This is a genomic window from Caballeronia telluris, from assembly GCF_001544495.1.
Taxonomy (GTDB): Bacteria; Pseudomonadota; Gammaproteobacteria; order Burkholderiales; family Burkholderiaceae; genus Caballeronia; species Caballeronia telluris.
The window spans coordinates 1-16719 of record NZ_FCNZ02000015.1; the positions used below are offsets into that span (position 1 = coordinate 1).

The following is a 16719-nucleotide window of genomic DNA, read 5'->3' on the forward strand; positions in this document are numbered from 1 at the left end:
GAATCCGCGTTTTACTTCACTTCAAACTGGCGCCATTACGGCGATCATCCCCGGCGTCATTACGCCGATCCGTGACAGGCAGATCGCAGCGCGGACAAGTGACTGTGTCGCCACCTTTTGCACGACGCGCCTTTTCGGCCTCGCCGTCGTTGTCATCCGGTTCGTACTGGTCCTTGATCTGCTCGTACAAAGTTTCCTCTTCCTGTTTCGAGAGAGAAGGACCACCGTATTCGCGGATCAGCGTAGCGATCGCCGAACGCTTCCGCGAATCCGACGAAGCCTTGTTGGTGATTTTCTTGCGTCATCGTGCCCCCTTACGCCGCGTCGCGCATCTGAGCACGCGATGCCAGCCAGGCCTCGACCTCGTGCGCGTAAAACCCGATCGTGCGGGCAGTCAGCCGAATCTTGCGAGCGAACGTCGGATCGGTCGACATTAGCGTATAGATGGTCGCGCGGGACAGGCCGGTGCATTCGACGAGATCCTTCATGCGGAAAATGCGCGGCGCCTTATCAGGCTGGCGAGCGGTCGAGCTGTGCTTGACCGGGATGCTACTCGGCGGGGACTTCAACTGATGCTGGGTAAGTTGCTTGATGTTCGGCATGATTTCTCCATCGCTGTTTGGCAAACGAGGCTGCCTTGCCTCGATCACCGGGACTCGGCTTGCGCCATAAGGGCGATGAAGAATCAGCCCGGAACTTATGTTCCGGGCAAGAGATAACGAGAAAAGAAACTCCCTTCTTATCCAACAAGGTTTCCAGACGTCCAACGGGATTCTGGCCGGAACAAGGGCGGAACTAATTCACTACGTTTTTCCTGAAAAAACCCAATTTGTCGCCCCGGCACTCTTCCTGCGCTCCCAGGCGACAAGAGCTTCAACGTATTGCACGGGCACTTTCGCGTCGTACTTCGCCGAGATAGCTGTAGCAAGCTCCTCAAAATCCTGATCGCTTGCACCCCTCAAAATATCGCGCGACATTCTGATGATGCGTCGGATGTAGCTATCGGATCGATTAAATTGCGACGCAACTTGCGCAGAGGATTTTTTTGCCTCTGGATCGCTCTCTAGTCGGGCATGCAACTTCACAATCTCCAACCATTCTTCCTTCGTGAGCGGCGGCATCTTTCCCGAAGCTTTTTCGCCCGAAATATCCGACTCATCGTTCTCCAGTTCTGTTGTCGAAATGCGTTCAGACACACGGCCGCGAACGACACTCGATGGCGTCTCGATTACACCATTACTATTCGCATCTATTGACGCTGGGGTGCCGCTGCCAGCTGGATGTTCTTCGCCGTCTCGAAAGAGCATTCCGTACTGGTTCAGGACGCGGTGAACTTCCTTACGATAGAGGAAATAATTTCCCAGCTCAAAGCAAGTGATGTCGAAGGTTAGAACGGGATTGCCAGACGGGTTAAGGATATCCAACCCCCGAGCGAACTCCTCTCCAAAGTCATACCTCGCATCGTAGGCAACGAACTGCTCTCGGCTCCGACGCTGTCTCTCCACATACGCCCCAGTCGCCAAGATGGGTTCCCAGTACCGCTCACCAACGAGCTGTAGCGAATCAATCTTCTCCCGATACGCCGTCAGAAAGCTATCCTGATTCCATTCCGACATTGGGTATTTCAATGTCGGTAAATCAACCAGCATCGCTGCGAGCAAAACTTTATCTTGGTTAGTTAGCCGCTCGGGGAACCATAGTTCAGTTAGATCCCCGGGGCGAACCAACGGCTGCCCGGGTACTGCATATGGAGTGGGGTCAATCCGTTCAACTGGCGGGGCAAGTAGCGTTCGTGGCTTTTCGATGGGCCTCACTGATGGGATCGCCGGGCGGCTGTAGTCCACCATTTTCGATCCCGTAATACAAGACATGCCCGTTGCGCCTTCCTCCGGAAATGGAAAACGATATCTAGCCACGGCCCACGCAAGATCATGACAATCAATCAGCTTCCCAGCAGGCAGTTCCACACACGCAATCATTCATCGCCCTCAAACGTAACTGATCTGAATTATGCCCTCAGTTAGCCGTAGGGGCCGGATGTGGTCGCAACAGCCGAAGGACGCGTAAGGCATGTGCGGCGACTCGAGGAATGCCAACGCTGGTTGGGGGCTACGAACAGCGGGTGGAAACGGCCTAGAATTTTAACCAGCGAATTTCCGTCTATTTTCCCTCCGCAGCTAATATGGAGGAAGGAAAAATCGCTGGTAGGCTAATCAGATGTGGCGCGCAAGGCCGAAGCGTCGCTTGTCAATCATGCCAAGCTGCTCGCAAGTGTAAGGAAACGCCTCGATCGTCCTGGCCAAGGCGTCGGCTCATCTTCCACCACCATCGGCGTAGTGTCGGACGCGCCACGACTTACGCGTACTTAATCAGCACCAGCTTTCAGGTTATCAAGATAATCAGCCCACCGCTGCATCATCACGATTCGATCGTCAATGAATTTCGTCCGGTTATAAGCCGTACCAAGGGCGTCGGACACTCTGTGCGCGAGCTGATGCTCGATGACCTCGCTTGGAAAGCGCAACTGCTCATGCAGAATGGTGCGTGCCATCGCCCGAAAGCCGTGGCCTGTAATCTCTGTCTTTGTGTCAAAGCCCATCCGCCTCAGGGCCGCGTTAACTGCTGCTCCACTCATTGGTTTCTTGACGTCTCGTCCTGGAAAAACGTATTTCCGTGCGCCTGTTAGCGCATGAAGATCGCGCAGGATCGCCAAAGCCTGAGTGGCAAGCGGCACAAGGTGCTCCGTTTTGGTCTTGGAGACCGTGTAGCGCCACTGTGCCTTGTCGAGATCGAACTGCGACCACTCCGCTGTCCGCAATTCCCCCGGTCGGACAAACAGCAAAGGGGCCAGGCGTAACGCACACTGAACGACGAACGTTCCCTGGAAACCATCCAGCGCCCGCAGTAGGCCGGCAACTTCATCTGGTTCCGTCACAGATGCGAAATGCGTGTGCCGTGCCGCGGGAAGTGCACCGCGCAGATCCGCGCTGATGTCGCGCTCCGCACGCCCGGTCGACACCGCATAGCGGAAAACCTGGCCGCAGTTCTGATGGACGCGATGCGCGGTATCCAGAGCACCGCGCGCTTCGACCCGGCGCAGCACCGCCAGAACTTCGGGGGCCTTGATATCGGCGATCGCCCTGCCACCCAGCCAGGGAAAGACATCTTTCTCGAGGCGCCTCATGATCTTGTCGGCATGACTGACAGCCCACCCCGGCGCCTGCCTTGCAAACCACTCGCGAGCAACCGCTTCGAAGCTGTTGGCGGCACGCTCCACCGTCGCCGCCTTCTGCACCTTGCGCTCAATACCAGGATCAATACCGTTGGCCAGGAGCTTGCGAGCCTCATCCCGACGATCCCGGGCCACCTTCAGACCCACGTCGGGGTAGACGCCCAGTGACAGCCGCTTTTCTTTTCCCCCGAATCTGTATTTCAGGCGCCACCACTTGCCGCCCGTAGCAGAAATCTCCAAGTACATACCGCGCTCATCGAATAGACGATAGAGCTTATCTCTTGGCTTGGCGTTGCGAACGCCGACATCGGTCAATGCCATTTTCACTCCTTGACGGGCACGCCCCGCGTTGCATCCAGAAAGGCGCGCAGGTCGGCGGTTCCCGATGGACTGAGGTTTACCCTCCGCGCGACGATTCGAATCGACAGAGCTCCGTCGCTATCCAGGGAAAAACGCATGGCAGCATTCACGCGGGCGGCTTCGTCGCGCAGGGTTGAGCGCTCCTGCTTCCTTACCTCGCCCGGATTGACTCCCGCAACAAGTAAAGTCCGAGCCTCGTCTCTCAGCCTCCTCGCCACCGCAAGCGTGACTTGTGGGTAGATGCCAAGCGACAGGCTTTTCTCCTTACCGCCGAATCGGTACTTAAGCCGCCACATCCTGCCACCCCGCGGTGTGACGAGCAGGTACAGTCCACCGCTGTCGAAAAGCTTCCTCGGCTGTTCGACGGGGCCAGTGCTCCTGATGGATGCTTCGGTAAGCGGCATATGGGAACCGGACTGGGGAATACTGCCTTTACAAGATGACCTGCTGCCCCCAAAGTCTTCCCCCCTTGGGGGCAGCTGTCAATACATGCTCTCAGACGTCGCCAGAAACAAAAAACCCGCGGAGCCTTGCAGCTACGCGGGTTTTAGGACCTTCCTGTACATCTTCAGACATGTTCTTGGTGGAGAGGAGGAGGATCGAACTCCCGACCTTCGCATTGCGAACGCGACGCTCTCCCAGCTGAGCTACCCCCCCAACGAGTTTCGATTCTAGCACAGCCCCCGCATGGCCTGACAAGCGGTCGAGACCCGAATATGCGCCTTCACTTCGAAGGCGCGCCCGCCAGTACCCAACTCACCACCGTCTGAATATCCGCACTGTTCATCGCGGGATGCGACGGCATCGGAATCGCGCCCCACACGCCCGCGCCGCCGTTCTTCACCTTCAGCGCGAGTCTGGCCGGCGCCGACGCGTCGCCCTTGTACTTCTCCGCGATCTGCTGAAACGACGGCCCGACGAGCTTCCGATCCACCGCGTGGCAGCCCATGCAAGCGTTCCTGCGCGCGATCGCGGTCGCATCGGCGGCCGCGACCGGCTGGTCCGCGGCCCACGCCGGCGTACCCGCCAGACCAGAGAGCAACGCGCCGACAAGGCCCGCGCACATCATCGAACGCACTCGCATCATTTGGTCGCGGGCTTCGTCGGATTGCCCGGATGCACGTCCGAGTTCTTGACGGGCGCTGGCGTCTGCTGCTCGAGCGGACGCGAACTCACCGACGAATCCGGCACAGCGCCTACCGTTGGCTCCGTCTGCACCGGCGCCGCGGCGCTCGCCGCGCTTGCGCCCGACGCCGCCGCCGCATTCAGCGCCGAGGCCTCTTCGGGCTTGATGTACTGGAACACCTTCACGACCTGCTCGACGCCCGGCACGCGCGCCGCGACATCGGCGCCATGCGCGCCTTCGTCCGACGTGACGAGCCCCATCAGATACACGACTCCGCGTTCGCACACGACCTTGTAGAAGTTCGCCGACAGATCCTTCTCGCCGACCATCGCGGTCTTCACGCGGCCTTCGAGATACGAATCGTTGGCACGCGACGAGATCGAACTGCCGCCCTGCACGGCCAGTTCGTTCACGATGCCGCCCACGTTGTTGATGCCGCGCGCGACTTCTTCCGCCTTCTGCTTCGACGCCTCGTTGGGCACTTCGCCCGTCAGCAGCACGCGACGATTGAACACAGTCACGTTGACGTGCGCCTGGTCCGGCAGGTTCTGGTTGATCTGCGTCGTCGCCTTCACCTGGATCTCGCGATCCTCGGTCTGCGCGCCGAGCGTGCGACGGTCCGTCGCGACGAGCGCGCCGCCCGCCACGCCGCCGACCACCAGCAGCGGACATCCCTGCAGCGTCAGTGCGGCGCCGGCCAGCAGGCTCGCCATCAGCGTGGCGCGCGCAAGCGTCGTCTTGACGCGTGTCTTGTTCATCAAATCCGTTCCCCTTGGTTGGTCAGTCTTAATGAATCTGGGTGACGCCTGTCAGTCTTCGCCCAACAGCATCGCGTCGATGCCGTCGCACAGGCAATGGATGGTCAGCAGATGCACTTCCTGAATGCGCGCCGTGCGCTCCGACGGCACGCAGACAGGGATATCGGCTTCCCCGAGCACCTCGGCGACCACGCCGCCGCCCTTGCCCGTCAGCGCGATCACGATCATCTCGCGCTCGTGCGCTTCCTGGATCGCCGCAAGCACGTTGACCGAATTCCCCGACGTGCTGATCGCGAGCAATATGTCGCCCGCCTGGCCGAGCGCGCGGACCTGTTTCGAGAAGATCTCTTCGAACGCGTAGTCGTTGCCGACGGCGGTCAGGATCGACGAGTCGGTCGTGAGCGCGATCGCCGGCAGGCCCGGGCGCTCGCGTTCGAAGCGGCCGATGAGCCCAGCCGCGAATTGCTGCGCGTGCGCGGCGGACCCGCCGTTGCCGCACACGAGAATCTTCGAGCCGTTGGCGAGCGCGCCGAAGAGCGCATCGACGGCGGCCGCGATCGGGACCGCCAGCGTTTCGAGTGCTTCGAGTTTGACTGCCGCGCTGTCGCGGAAATGCTGTTGAATGCGTTCGACGGACATCGAGTCTTGAGTTGTGCCGCGTCGCGCGCGGCGGTTCGTTGCGTGCGACATTCGAGAGCGGCGCGCTCGACGTCGGCATGAGATTCAGGCTCCGCGCAGTTTACCGCATGCATGCACGCGGGCAGTCGTTCAGGCGTCGTCGGCGCGAAACGCATCGGCGAGCCACACGATGCGCCCCGTATCGAACGCGACGACATCGAAGCGGCACGGCGGCAGTTCGCCCCGCCACGCGCTCAGATAGTGCTGCGCCGCGCGGATCAGTCGCGCGCGCTTGCGTGTGCCGATGCTCGCGGCGGCATCGGCGAATTGCCGGCTCCGGCGCGCGCGCACTTCGACGAACACGAGCGCACCATCGCGATCGCGCATCACGAGATCGATCTCGCCACCGCGACACATGACGTTACGGGCCACGAGCCGCATGCGTTGCCGCTGAAGATAGACGAGCGCGTGCGCCTCGAAAGCATCGCCGACCGATTTGGACACGGCTCCTCCGCAAAAGTTGTGCGGCCACGGCGGCACGCGAAACCCGCGCGGGCCGCCCCGAGCCACATGGCACAATGACGTTCTCCCTCGAACGTAACCCCCATGACGCAACATCTGACCGACCTCGCACAAGGTCAGCACTATCCGGCGGGCGCGCTCTACGTCGTCGCGACGCCGATCGGCAACGTCGCCGACATCACGCTGCGCGCGCTTCACGTGCTCGCACTCGTCGACCGCGTCGCCGCCGAAGACACGCGCAACACGGCGCAGTTGCTCTCGCGCTATGGCATCTCGAAGCCGTCGATCGCCGTGCACGAGCACAACGAGCGCAGCGCCGCCGAGCGCGCGATCGGGCATTTGCGCAACGGCGAGCGCATCGCGTGCGTGTCGGACGCGGGCACGCCGGGCATCTCCGATCCGGGCGCCAGGCTCGTCGATGCCGTGCGCGAAGCCGGATTTCCCGTGATCCCGCTGCCGGGCGCGAGCGCGCTCACGACCGCGCTCTGCGCAGCCGGCGCGTGGGTGCACACCTTCACGTTCATCGGTTTTCTCGCGGCCAAGCCGAAGCAGCGCGCGACGCAGCTTCAGTCGTTCGCGACACAGCCGGGCGCGCTCGTTTTCTACGAGGCGCCGCATCGTATCGTCGAGACGGTGCAGGCGCTCGCCGATGCGCTCGGCGGCGAGCGGCAGTTGCTGATCGCCCGTGAGCTGACGAAGTTACATGAGAGCCTGCATCGATGCACCCTGGCCGAAGGGCCAACGTGGCTCGCCGGCGATCCGAACCGTCAGCGCGGGGAATTCGTATTGGTGGTGGAAGGCGCGCCGCAGCAGGCCGACGCCGAGGATGCCCACGACGCGTTGCTGTCGACGCTGCTGGAGGAATTGTCGGTGAGCAGCGCGGCGCGGCTCGCGGCCACGCTCACCGGAGCGCCGCGCAACGCGTTGTATGCGCGGGCGCTTTATCTCGCCAAATCGGAAGAGGAATAGAAAACGGGCCGTCGAACGGCCCGTTGTCATGTGATGCGTGCGGTCTGAGCCGATCAGTTGATCTGGCTATCGGACGCGTACTGGGCACGCGCGACACGCGCTTCCTGTTGCGTCAGGCCTTCGATCTTCACCTTCTCCGTGCCCGCGCCGCGCATGCCGAGCGCTGCCGCCGCCGCGTACGATAAATCGATGACCCGCCCGCGTGCGTAAGGACCGCGATCGTTGATCTTAACCACGACCGTCTTCTGGTTCACCGTATTCGTCACGCGGACCCACGACGCGAGCGGCAGCGTGCGGTGCGCGGCGGTGAGCGCGTGCATGTCGTAGCGTTCGCCGCTGGCAGTCTTGCGGCCATGGAACGGGCGACCGTACCAGGAGGCGCGGCCCTGCTGTTCAAAGTTGCCGACGTCCGGGCCGCTCGTGATCGGCTCCGCGTCAGCGAGGGACTTCGGTTCTTCGGTCTTCGCAGGCGCGGCCGGCACCGAATTCAGCTTCGATTCGTAGGCGAGCGGCGCGACTGCGCGGGCACCATTACTGCTGAGGAAATTGTTCCCCGGGTGCTGGTTGGAAGCGCTCAGGTCGCTGGAACCCGGCGCAGCACAGCCGGCCAGGATCGCAACGGCAAAGAGACTCCCGATATGTCGAGTAAGTCGAGCATTCATAGACGTGTATCAACGGTTGCAGAGCCGCCCGGCGACGCGACGAGCGCGCGCCTGATGGCAGCTCAAGGCTTTTTTCCGCGCAACGCCACACGCCGTTCGATCTTGCGAACGGCCGATGGATGCACGGCTGCGGCGTACCTCGCCGCAATTGCCCGGTTAATTTTCACGTCTGGCGCAACCTGTCCCCGGCAGCCTGACCAGACCCCACATGCCGCCATCGAACGTGGCAATCACGTTCTCGCGCGATAAACAGCGCAGGAACGGCGGCGTAGGCCCCATCCAGCGTCGCGGCAGCTTTGGCCGCAGCAGGCGCATCGCACCTGGCTGGACAAGACGTGTGCATCGAACGGAGTCGATGCTTGAGTTGCAGTTAGGAGGCTTCTGGCCCCCAACAGCGTACTGATGATGATTGTAAAAACGCGCTGGCGTCTGACGAATCACCCATTGATTGCATGGAAGAACACATGCACAAGTGATGCCATTATAGCCAAAAACATTAGTTGGCTACCCGGAACTGCGAATTTCGTCATTGATTTTCACTATGGGCGCAAGAATTGCCGATTTTGGGGCCGTTTTTTGCCCCGATGTAGCGGCGCAACGACCCTGCTCCGGCCCCGGTACAATGGACATTTTTACGCGCGGGTTGTAGCCCATGAACGTGACCCTCGTCCCTGTGACGCCCTTTCAGCAGAATTGTTCGATCGTCGTGTGCGAATCGACGCAGCGCGCAGTCGTGGTCGATCCGGGCGGCGACCTGGAGCGGATCATCGGAGAAGTCGAGCGGCAGGGCGTCACCGTCGAAAAGGTCCTGCTCACGCATGGGCATCTGGATCACTGCGGCGGCGCAGAGGCGCTTGCGGACCACTTCGGTGTGAAGATCGAAGGCCCGCACCGCGACGACGCGTTCTGGATCGGCCAGTTGCCGGAGCAGGGCAAGCGTTTCGGCTTCGCGTCGGCGCAGGCGTTCACTCCGGCGCGCTGGCTGGAAGACGGCGAGACCGTCGAATTCGGCGACGAGACGTTCGAGGTCTATCACTGTCCCGGCCATACGCCGGGGCATGTGATCTTCTTCAGCCGGCGCCATCGGCTGGCGTTCGTCGGCGACGTGCTGTTCGCCGGATCGATCGGGCGCACCGCCTTTCCGCGCGGCAATCACGCCGACCTGATCCGCGCGATCCAGGAAAAACTGTGGCCGCTCGGCGACGACGTCACGTTCGTGCCCGGCCACGGCCCCGCATCGACGTTCGGCGACGAGCGCCGCACCAATCCCTATGTCGGCGACGGAGTGACCGCATGAACGCGATCCCCGAAATCTATGTGAGCACCGACGTCGAGGCGGACGGCCCGATTCCCGGCCCGCATTCGATGCTGAGTTTCGCGTCGGCGGCTTTTACGGCGGACAAGGAGTTGATCGCCACATTCTCCGCGAATCTGGAGACGCTCGAAGGTGCCACGGCGCATCCGGTGCAAGCCGCGTGGTGGAAGACGCAGCCTGACGCGTGGGCCGCCTGCCGGACCGACCTGCAAAAGCCGGAAACCGCGCTGCGCGCCTATGTCGACTGGGTCGAGGCGCTGCCTGGCAAGCCGGTGTTCGTCGCGTATCCGGCGGGCTTCGACTTCACCTACATGTTCTGGTACATGATGCGTTTCGCCGAGCGCTGCCCGTTTTCGTGGTCCGCGCTCGACATCAAGACGCTCGCCTTCGCGATGACCGGCCTGCCCTACCGCAAGGCGATCAAGCCGCGGCTGCCGAAGCACTGGTTCGATGAGCTGCCGCACACGCACGTCGCGCTCGACGACGCCATCGAACAAGGCGCGCTCTTCTGCAACATGCTGGCGGAACTGCGGGCGTCGAAGGCGCTCGCGCCAGCAGACAGTGCCGACGCCGCCGGGCCCGCGATTCCGGAAGGTAAAAACGCGCAGTCTTGACGATGCGTTAGGGAATCTCCCTCAGTTCTGGCGCTTCGCATTGCGTTTATTTTCCGGCGCCTCTACCATGAGAGTCAGGTCGCGACCAAACCGGAGGCGCAGTTGACTCTCGATACATTTTCACAAAAAATCCTGCGCCTCCTGCAACTGGACGCGCGCCGCTCGGTGCAGGAAATTTCCGACCAGGTCGGGCTGTCGAGCACGCCGTGCTGGCGGCGCATCAAGGACATGGAGCAATCGGGCGTGATCCAGCGCTACACGGCGCTGCTCGATCGCGAGAAGCTCGGTCTGCACGTCTGCGCGCTCGCGCATATCCACCTGACGCGGCATACGGAAGGCGGCGTCGAGCAGTTCGAGCGCGAGATCGCCACCTGTCCGGAAGTGACCGAGTGCTACAGCACGACCGGCGAATCCGATTACATCCTCAAGATCGTCGCGCCCGACATCAAGTCCTACGACGCTTTCCTGCACGACCGCATCTTCAAGATTCCGGCGGTCGCTCAGGTGCGCACGAGCGTCGTGCTGCGGGAAATCAAATTCGACACGCAGTTGCCACTCTGACGTTTCAGCGCGGCGCGGCCGTTTCATTCGCGCCGCGCGCCGCCTGAAGTGACGCGCCCGGCGTGCGCACCGCACGCACCACGCGGATTTCGCGCGCGCCGAGACGCCGCTTTAGTGCTTCGAAATCGACTTGGGCGAGACGCTCGTCGGCCTGCGCGGTTTCGTCGGCGTTCGCCAGCGCCGGCAGCAACACGTCGATGTCGAAGCCCCGACTCAGGTAGTGCAGGTTCATCGAGTCGAACGACAACCCCTGTGCGCCAAGCGCCGCACGCACCGCCTCGCCGACTACGGGACGCATCGGCAACTGGCCGGGCGGCGGATTGACCTCGTCGTTTTCCGGATCGACGTGAATCAGCGCGTCGACGACCCGCGCGTCGGTCAGCAAATGCGCGCGCGCCGATTCGGCAATGTAGTGCCCTTCCGACACCGAGATCAGCGGGTCGACGAGAATGTGCGCATCGACGATCGCGAGATCGCCCATTTTGCGCGTGCGCAGTTCGTGCACCTCGCGCACGCCGGGCGTGGAGAGCACGAGCGCGCGCAGGTCGTCGGCGGTGGACTGGTCGAGCGCGCGGTCCGAGAGATCCTGCAAGGCGTCCCAGCCGAATATCCAGCCCATCCTGGCGACCATAAAACCGACGATCGCCGCGGCAATCGGGTCGAGCACCTGAAAGCCCGCCATATTGCCGATAATGCCGAGCGCGACGACCAGCGAAGACGCCGCATCCGATCGCGCATGCCAGGCATTGGCAATGAGCATCGCGGACCTGACGCGTTCGGCCGCGCGCAGCATGTACCGAAACAGCGCTTCTTTCGAAACCAGCACGACGAGCGCAACGATTAGCGCGGACGAATGGACGGGCGGAATATCCTGAAGGTTTGCGATACGTTCGCCCGCGCGCCATAGCATTCCGACGCCCACGGCAATCAGCAATCCGCCGAGAAATAATGAAGCGACGGTTTCATAGCGGCTGTGACCGTAGTTGTGATCGACATCGGGCGCAGCGGCGCCGTGCCGATTCGCGACGAGCACGACAAAATCCGACACTAAATCGGCGAGCGAGTGAATGCCGTCGGCAATCAGCGCCTGAGAGTGCGCGATTATTCCCACGAAAACCTGCGCCGACATGAGAACCGCGTTCAGCACGATACTCACGAAGGTGGTCCTGCGGGCGATTTCCTGCTTTGCCGCCGGACGTGGGACGGAGAGCGACATAAGTTGAATCTGATTAAATGCGATGCTTTATTTTAACAAGCGGGCACTAATGACGCTCGGAATTCGAAGAGAAATTCCTTAAAAATCATTGAGTTATTGTAACAGGACGCGTTCTCGTTCTGCGTCTTTGCCGACTGCGCGCCGTCGAAAGAAAAGTCGCGGGCGCATGCGCACAAAAAAAAGCCGCGCCTGCTGGCGCGGCTGCATCCGGAGCGGGCGATTCTTATTTCTGGATCAGAAAGTTGTCGCGTTCCTGGCCCGCGATCCATTTCGGCGGCTTTCCCCGCCCGGACCACGTGTTGCCGCTCTGCGGGTCCCGGTACTTCGGGGCTACGCCTGCGCGCGCACGCGGAGCTTTTGCGCCCTTGGCGCTTCGACCGCCAGCCAATTCCTGGAGCGTGATGCCGTAATCAGCCATTTTCTGCTTGATCTCATTAAGTACTTCGGCATATTCCCGCGACTTGGCCTCTTCAATCTGTCGTTCCAGATTCTCGCGCTGAGCGAGGAGTTCCTTGTATGAAGACATGGTAATTCCCTTGTGGTTTGCTAAAACATGCGAGTCGTATCGCTCGCTTCCATTTATCGGTGTGGCCTCGGGTTGAAGCGCAGATTAACACAAATCGATTTAGGAATGCATGTGGGCGAGGACACTAAAATCCCAATCGAAAGTTTTCCTCGTAACAATTGTGCTGATTCGGAAACGCTAGACAGCGAATTTTCTTAATTCCGGATAAAGACACGCACCCAAGTTGTCGCCGCATGAAAGCGGCGCAATACAAAACGGCATCGGATTTCATGGCGTGAGAGTTTCGTGCGACATTTCGTGCGGCCCTGCGGTGCGGCAATATTTTCCTTTCCGTCCCGAATTATTCGCGATGCAACACATTTCCTCAATTGCGAATCCCGGCTGATTTTACCGGTGACGTTCCAACCAGTCGAACAACGCGGCTTTCAGCTCTGTTACCGTGACTTTGGGTTTATCGAACGTAAAACGATTGCGACGGCCATTCTGCCGGAAATCACATCCATATCGGTCCACGCCCAATAACGCCAAGGTAGCCGGGCGTTCGTCAAAATCATCAAAAAATGCGCATAGCAGCGTTTCCTCATTTGCCGAAAGTGGTTCGAGCGGATCGAGTGCGTCCGCAGCCAGCCAGCCCATCGCGCCAAATCCGCCGATAAAGCGCATTCGCTCCAGCGACATGGTCCAGAACGTAAAGTCGCCTAAACTGAGATAGCGCTCGGCGTCGGGGTGATATCTCAGATAACGCCGCGCCAGATCGGACGATTCCTCGGACGGCGCGGGAGAAAACGAGCCGAGCATCGTGAGTCGCTGTCCTTCGAGCACGTTGCCGTCCGACGCATGCGCGACCAGAAAACCGGCGCGCGAATCCGCGTGCAGATTGCGCGTGTGCTCGGCGAGATGGCTGATGAGCAGCATCGGCACGTGGCGCGCCGTGGGCGCGAACGGCAGCGCGGTGGGATAGGGAAACCCGCGCGGATCGCGGGAATGCGTGGCAAGCGTGCCATCCGGCACTCGATGCAGCAGATGCAGCGGCGCATGCGGCGGAATGTTCACGGCTCGGTTCCTCGTTCGGAATTGGGCGGTTCGCGCAAGTCCGGCCGCGCCGCCGATCCCGGTCGATCTTAATGCACCGCGCCTGAGCATGTCTTTAGACCGTTCGATAGAATCGAAAGCTCTCCGCTTTCGCCCTCCTCTTCCGAACGAGCCATTTCGTGTCCGAATCGACGTCCGCTTCCAGTTCCATCGACCACAACGCGTCGCTCGCGGCGCATCGCAAGCTGCCGCTTGCCGCGCGCGAACGCGCCCGCTACGCGACGATGGCCGTCTTCTTCATCGCGGGCATGCTGTACGCGTCGTGGGGCGTGCACGTGCCGACCGTGCGCGACAAGTTCGCGCTGAGTCCCGGCATGCTCTCGTTCGCGCTGCTCGCGGTCGCGGGCGGCTCGATCTTCGCGATGCTCACGACCGGCTCGTGGATCGCCCGCGCCGGCACGCGCGCCGCCTGTCTCGCGGGCGGCATCACGATGACGATCTGCTGCGCGCTGATTCTCGTCGCGCCGTCCTACTGGATGCTGCTCGCCGTGCTAGCCGTGTTCGGCTTCGGCATGGCGACGCTCGATGTCGCAATGAACGCCGAGGCGAGCGCGGTCGAACAGGCGCTCGGGCGGCCGATCATGTCGTCGCTGCACGGCATGTTCAGCATCGGCGGGATGGCGGGCGCGGCGGCGGGCGGCGCATTGCTCGCGCACGGCATGGCGCCGGCCGTGCATCTCGCGCTGGCTGCCGTGGCGAGCGTGATCGTGATCCTGATTTCGATGCCCGCGGTGCTGCCGCACGTCCCGCATCACGACGCGCACGCGAAGGCGTCGTCGTCGAACCGGTGGCGATCGTCCGCGCTGTGGGCACTCGGCGGCGTCGCGCTGATCGCGCTGATCGCCGAAGGCGCGATGTACGACTGGGCGACCGTCTACATGCGCGACGTCGTGCTCGCGAGCCCTGCGCTGTCGAGCGCGGCCTACGCGGCGTTCACCGGCGGCATGGCGGCGGGACGCTTCGGCGGCGACTTCGTGCGCGCCCGCTTCGGCGCGCCGCAACTGGTGTTCGGCAGCGCGGCGCTGGCGTTCGTCGGAATGCTGATGGCGTTGCTGCTGCCGAACCCGATCGCGACGATGACCGGCTTCACGCTGATGGGCCTCGGCCTCGCGAACATGATGCCGGTGCTGTTCGCCGCCGCGACGCACGTGAAAGGCGTGAGCGCGGCGGAAGGCCTCGCGCAGGTGGCGGGCCTCGCCTATTTCGGCTTGCTGATCGGGCCGGTGCTGATCGGCGGGGTGGCGCAGGTGAGCACGCTGCCGATCGGCTTGTCGGTCGTGGCGGCGTGTTGCGCGCTGATCGCGCTCGTGGCGCCGCGCATTCTCAGGCGGCTGAAGATATGAAAAAGGCACGCCCGAGGCGTGCCTTTCCTTGCTTCAGGCGACTCCGTTCGAAGTCGCCATCGAGCGGCATCTACATCTTGACCACGTCGAGCAGCGTCTTCTTGCCCTTCTTGTAGTCGTACAGCGAGATCACGCCGTGCTTCAGGTCGCCCTTCGAATCGAAGGTCGTCTGGCCGATCACGCCCTTGTAGTCCGTGTTCGGCATCGCGGCGAGAATCTTCGCCGGATCGGTCGAGTTCGCGCGCTTCATCGCGTCGACGACGATGTACACGGCGTCATACGTGAACGGCGCGTAGATCTGGATCGGCTGGCCGAAACGCTTCTGGTACTTCGCTCCGAACGCCGCGCCGCCTTCCATCTTCTCGAGCGCCATGCCGGCTTCCGAGCACACGACGTTGTCGGTGGCGTCGCCCGCCAGGTCCGACAGCTTTTCGGTACACACGCCGTCGCCGGCCAGCACCTTGGCGCGCAGGCCGAGCTGCTTCGCCTGCTTGGCGAACGGGCCGCCCGTCGCATCCATGCCGCCGAACATCACGGCGTCCGGATTTTCGCCCTTGATCTTCGTCAGAATCGCGCGGAAGTCGACGGCCTTGTCGTTGGTCGCGTCGTGCGAGATCACCTTGAGGCCGAGCGACTTGGCGGTCTTCTCGAATTCGTTGGCGAGACCCTGACCGTAGGCGGTCGAGTCGTCGACGATCGCGACGCTCTTGATCTTCAGTTGCTTCGCGGCGTAGTTGGCGAGCGCCGGGCCTTGCTGGGCATCGGTCGCGACGACGCGGTAGGTCGTCTTGAAGCCTTGCTGCGTGTAGGTCGGGTTGGTGGCCGACGGCGAAATCTGGACGATGCCTGCGTCGCTGTAAATCTTCGATGCCGGGATCGACGTGCCCGAGTTCAGGTGGCCGACGACGGCGACGACCTTGTCGTCGACGAGCTTCTGCGCAACCTGCGTGGCGGTGCGCGGGTCGGCCGCGTCGTCCTGCGGGTCGAGCGCCAGCGTGATCTTCTGGCCGTTGATCGTCAGGCCCTTCGCGTTGATTTCTTCGACTGCGAGTCGCGCGCCGTTTTCGTTATCCTTGCCCAGGTGGGCAATGCCGCCGGTCAACGGTGCAACGTGACCGATCTTGACGGTTTCATCGGCTGCTGCGGATGTTGCCATCGCTGCGAACATCATTGCTGCGGCGCTGATCGGCAACACTTTTTGAAGCTTGGTCTTCATGTAAGTCTCCAGTTTCGGTCCCAAAAACAACGTAATCGCCCTGTGCCCCGTCTTTCATCACGATCGCTCAGTCCCGTGGACGACCACGCCGGATGCATCGTCATGCACTTGGCAAGTCCTTCAGCGCGGCCGTTTTTGGCAGCCGCCATCCGCACTGCGCGCAAGTGTAGGGTTGTCAAATTAATTTAGGGAAGTTTTTTGGGATAGTGGTGCGACTACTGATCAAAGTGTTGTTGAGAAGCGTTACCAAATGTGCTGGCACTCGTGCAAAGCCCCTGTCCATGCGGGTTTCGGAGCACACGGGCGGCCAATCGCGCTAATCGTTTCAAGTTCGCCGAATACGCGCCGTTAATCGCCGATGCCCTTTCTTATTGGCTTGTTTTTAAAAGCTTATTAGTAGATGCATCGCTCTAATTCAGCGGCACGGTCAAACGTCGTGCCTGCCCCGCAGACCGCGCCGTTTTCTTTCGTTCGCGCTACGCCCGGATCGCGCTGAAAGCCGCCCGTAGCGGCCGGAGCGCCGCGCCAGCGGGGGCGATCGAATGGTGGCACACTCCTTGGCCTCACTTCACACACGCATTTCAAGGAG

Annotated in this window: 19 protein-coding genes and 1 tRNA gene; 5 read left to right on the forward strand and 15 right to left on the reverse strand. The window is 61.9% G+C overall.

The window, feature by feature from the left end:
- Positions 1-16 precede the first annotated feature (16 nt).
- From AWB66_RS33720 to AWB66_RS19595, 10 genes are all read right to left on the reverse strand, one after another.
- On the reverse strand, positions 17-190 hold the full coding sequence (locus tag AWB66_RS33720) for a hypothetical protein (protein WP_159462921.1): 174 nt from the start codon (positions 188-190) through the stop codon (positions 17-19).
- Between the two features lie 124 nt (positions 191-314).
- Positions 315-602, reverse strand: coding sequence for a helix-turn-helix transcriptional regulator (locus AWB66_RS19555; RefSeq protein ID WP_087631842.1), 288 nt, complete (start codon positions 600-602; stop codon positions 315-317).
- Between the two features lie 201 nt (positions 603-803).
- Positions 804-1967, reverse strand: a complete 1164-nt coding sequence (locus tag AWB66_RS19560; protein WP_125469754.1) for a hypothetical protein — start codon at positions 1965-1967, stop codon at positions 804-806.
- A 398-nt stretch (positions 1968-2365) separates the two neighbouring features.
- On the reverse strand, positions 2366-3553 hold the full coding sequence (locus AWB66_RS19565) for a tyrosine-type recombinase/integrase (RefSeq protein ID WP_087631844.1): 1188 nt from the start codon (positions 3551-3553) through the stop codon (positions 2366-2368).
- Between the two features lie 2 nt (positions 3554-3555).
- Positions 3556-3996 carry an Arm DNA-binding domain-containing protein gene (locus AWB66_RS19570; RefSeq protein ID WP_087631845.1) on the reverse strand — a complete coding sequence of 147 codons (441 nt, stop codon included), beginning with the start codon at positions 3994-3996 and terminating at the stop codon, positions 3556-3558.
- 177 nt (positions 3997-4173) lie between these two features.
- A tRNA-Ala gene (locus AWB66_RS19575) sits at positions 4174-4249 on the reverse strand.
- 67 nt (positions 4250-4316) lie between these two features.
- Positions 4317-4679: a c-type cytochrome gene (locus AWB66_RS19580; RefSeq protein WP_235021173.1), complete on the reverse strand. Its 363-nt coding sequence runs from the start codon at positions 4677-4679 to the stop codon at positions 4317-4319.
- Positions 4676-5476, reverse strand: coding sequence for a BON domain-containing protein (locus AWB66_RS19585; protein ID WP_087631846.1), 801 nt, complete (start codon positions 5474-5476; stop codon positions 4676-4678). The genes AWB66_RS19580 and AWB66_RS19585 overlap by 4 nt, the downstream gene beginning before the upstream one ends.
- Positions 5477-5527: 51 nt before the next feature.
- A complete protein-coding gene (locus tag AWB66_RS19590) occupies positions 5528-6115 on the reverse strand; it encodes a phosphoheptose isomerase (RefSeq protein WP_087631847.1) in 588 nt (195 codons plus the stop codon).
- A 129-nt stretch (positions 6116-6244) separates the two neighbouring features.
- Positions 6245-6673 carry a YraN family protein gene (locus AWB66_RS19595; RefSeq protein ID WP_407642301.1) on the reverse strand — a complete coding sequence of 143 codons (429 nt, stop codon included), beginning with the start codon at positions 6671-6673 and terminating at the stop codon, positions 6245-6247.
- Between the two features lie 27 nt (positions 6674-6700).
- Between AWB66_RS19595 and rsmI the strand changes: the two genes are divergently transcribed.
- Positions 6701-7585, forward strand: coding sequence for a 16S rRNA (cytidine(1402)-2'-O)-methyltransferase (gene rsmI / locus AWB66_RS19600; RefSeq protein ID WP_087631849.1), 885 nt, complete (start codon positions 6701-6703; stop codon positions 7583-7585).
- 53 nt (positions 7586-7638) lie between these two features.
- On the opposite strand, the gene AWB66_RS19605 is transcribed toward rsmI, so the two are convergent.
- Positions 7639-8247, reverse strand: a complete 609-nt coding sequence (locus tag AWB66_RS19605; protein ID WP_087631850.1) for a septal ring lytic transglycosylase RlpA family protein — start codon at positions 8245-8247, stop codon at positions 7639-7641.
- A gap of 652 nt (positions 8248-8899) precedes the next feature.
- Between AWB66_RS19605 and AWB66_RS19610 the strand changes: the two genes are divergently transcribed.
- From AWB66_RS19610 to AWB66_RS19620, 3 genes are all read left to right on the forward strand, one after another.
- Entirely contained in the window at positions 8900-9544 is a 645-nt protein-coding gene (locus AWB66_RS19610) for an MBL fold metallo-hydrolase (protein WP_087631851.1), read from the forward strand.
- Positions 9541-10176 (forward strand): 3'-5' exonuclease family protein, encoded by a 636-nt coding sequence (locus AWB66_RS19615; protein WP_087631852.1) that lies wholly within the window; start codon positions 9541-9543, stop codon positions 10174-10176. The genes AWB66_RS19610 and AWB66_RS19615 overlap by 4 nt, the downstream gene beginning before the upstream one ends.
- Before the next feature lie 102 nt (positions 10177-10278).
- Complete coding sequence (locus AWB66_RS19620) at positions 10279-10737, forward strand: Lrp/AsnC family transcriptional regulator (RefSeq protein ID WP_062638894.1); 459 nt, start codon at positions 10279-10281, stop codon at positions 10735-10737.
- 4 nt (positions 10738-10741) lie between these two features.
- On the opposite strand, the gene AWB66_RS19625 is transcribed toward AWB66_RS19620, so the two are convergent.
- From AWB66_RS19625 to AWB66_RS19635, 3 genes are all read right to left on the reverse strand, one after another.
- Positions 10742-11953 carry a cation diffusion facilitator family transporter gene (locus AWB66_RS19625; protein WP_087631853.1) on the reverse strand — a complete coding sequence of 404 codons (1212 nt, stop codon included), beginning with the start codon at positions 11951-11953 and terminating at the stop codon, positions 10742-10744.
- A gap of 223 nt (positions 11954-12176) precedes the next feature.
- Positions 12177-12479, reverse strand: coding sequence for an H-NS histone family protein (locus tag AWB66_RS19630; RefSeq protein WP_062638896.1), 303 nt, complete (start codon positions 12477-12479; stop codon positions 12177-12179).
- Between the two features lie 387 nt (positions 12480-12866).
- Complete coding sequence (locus tag AWB66_RS19635) at positions 12867-13532, reverse strand: HugZ family pyridoxamine 5'-phosphate oxidase (RefSeq protein WP_087631854.1); 666 nt, start codon at positions 13530-13532, stop codon at positions 12867-12869.
- Positions 13533-13690: 158 nt separating this feature from the next.
- On the opposite strand from AWB66_RS19635, the gene AWB66_RS19640 reads away from it, so the two are divergent.
- Complete coding sequence (locus AWB66_RS19640; protein WP_087631855.1) at positions 13691-14914, forward strand: MFS transporter; 1224 nt, start codon at positions 13691-13693, stop codon at positions 14912-14914.
- 70 nt (positions 14915-14984) lie between these two features.
- Here AWB66_RS19640 and AWB66_RS19645 read toward each other — a convergent pair whose 3' ends face one another.
- A complete protein-coding gene (locus tag AWB66_RS19645; RefSeq protein WP_087631856.1) occupies positions 14985-16130 on the reverse strand; it encodes a branched-chain amino acid ABC transporter substrate-binding protein in 1146 nt (381 codons plus the stop codon).
- Between the last annotated feature and the right edge of the window lie 589 nt (positions 16131-16719).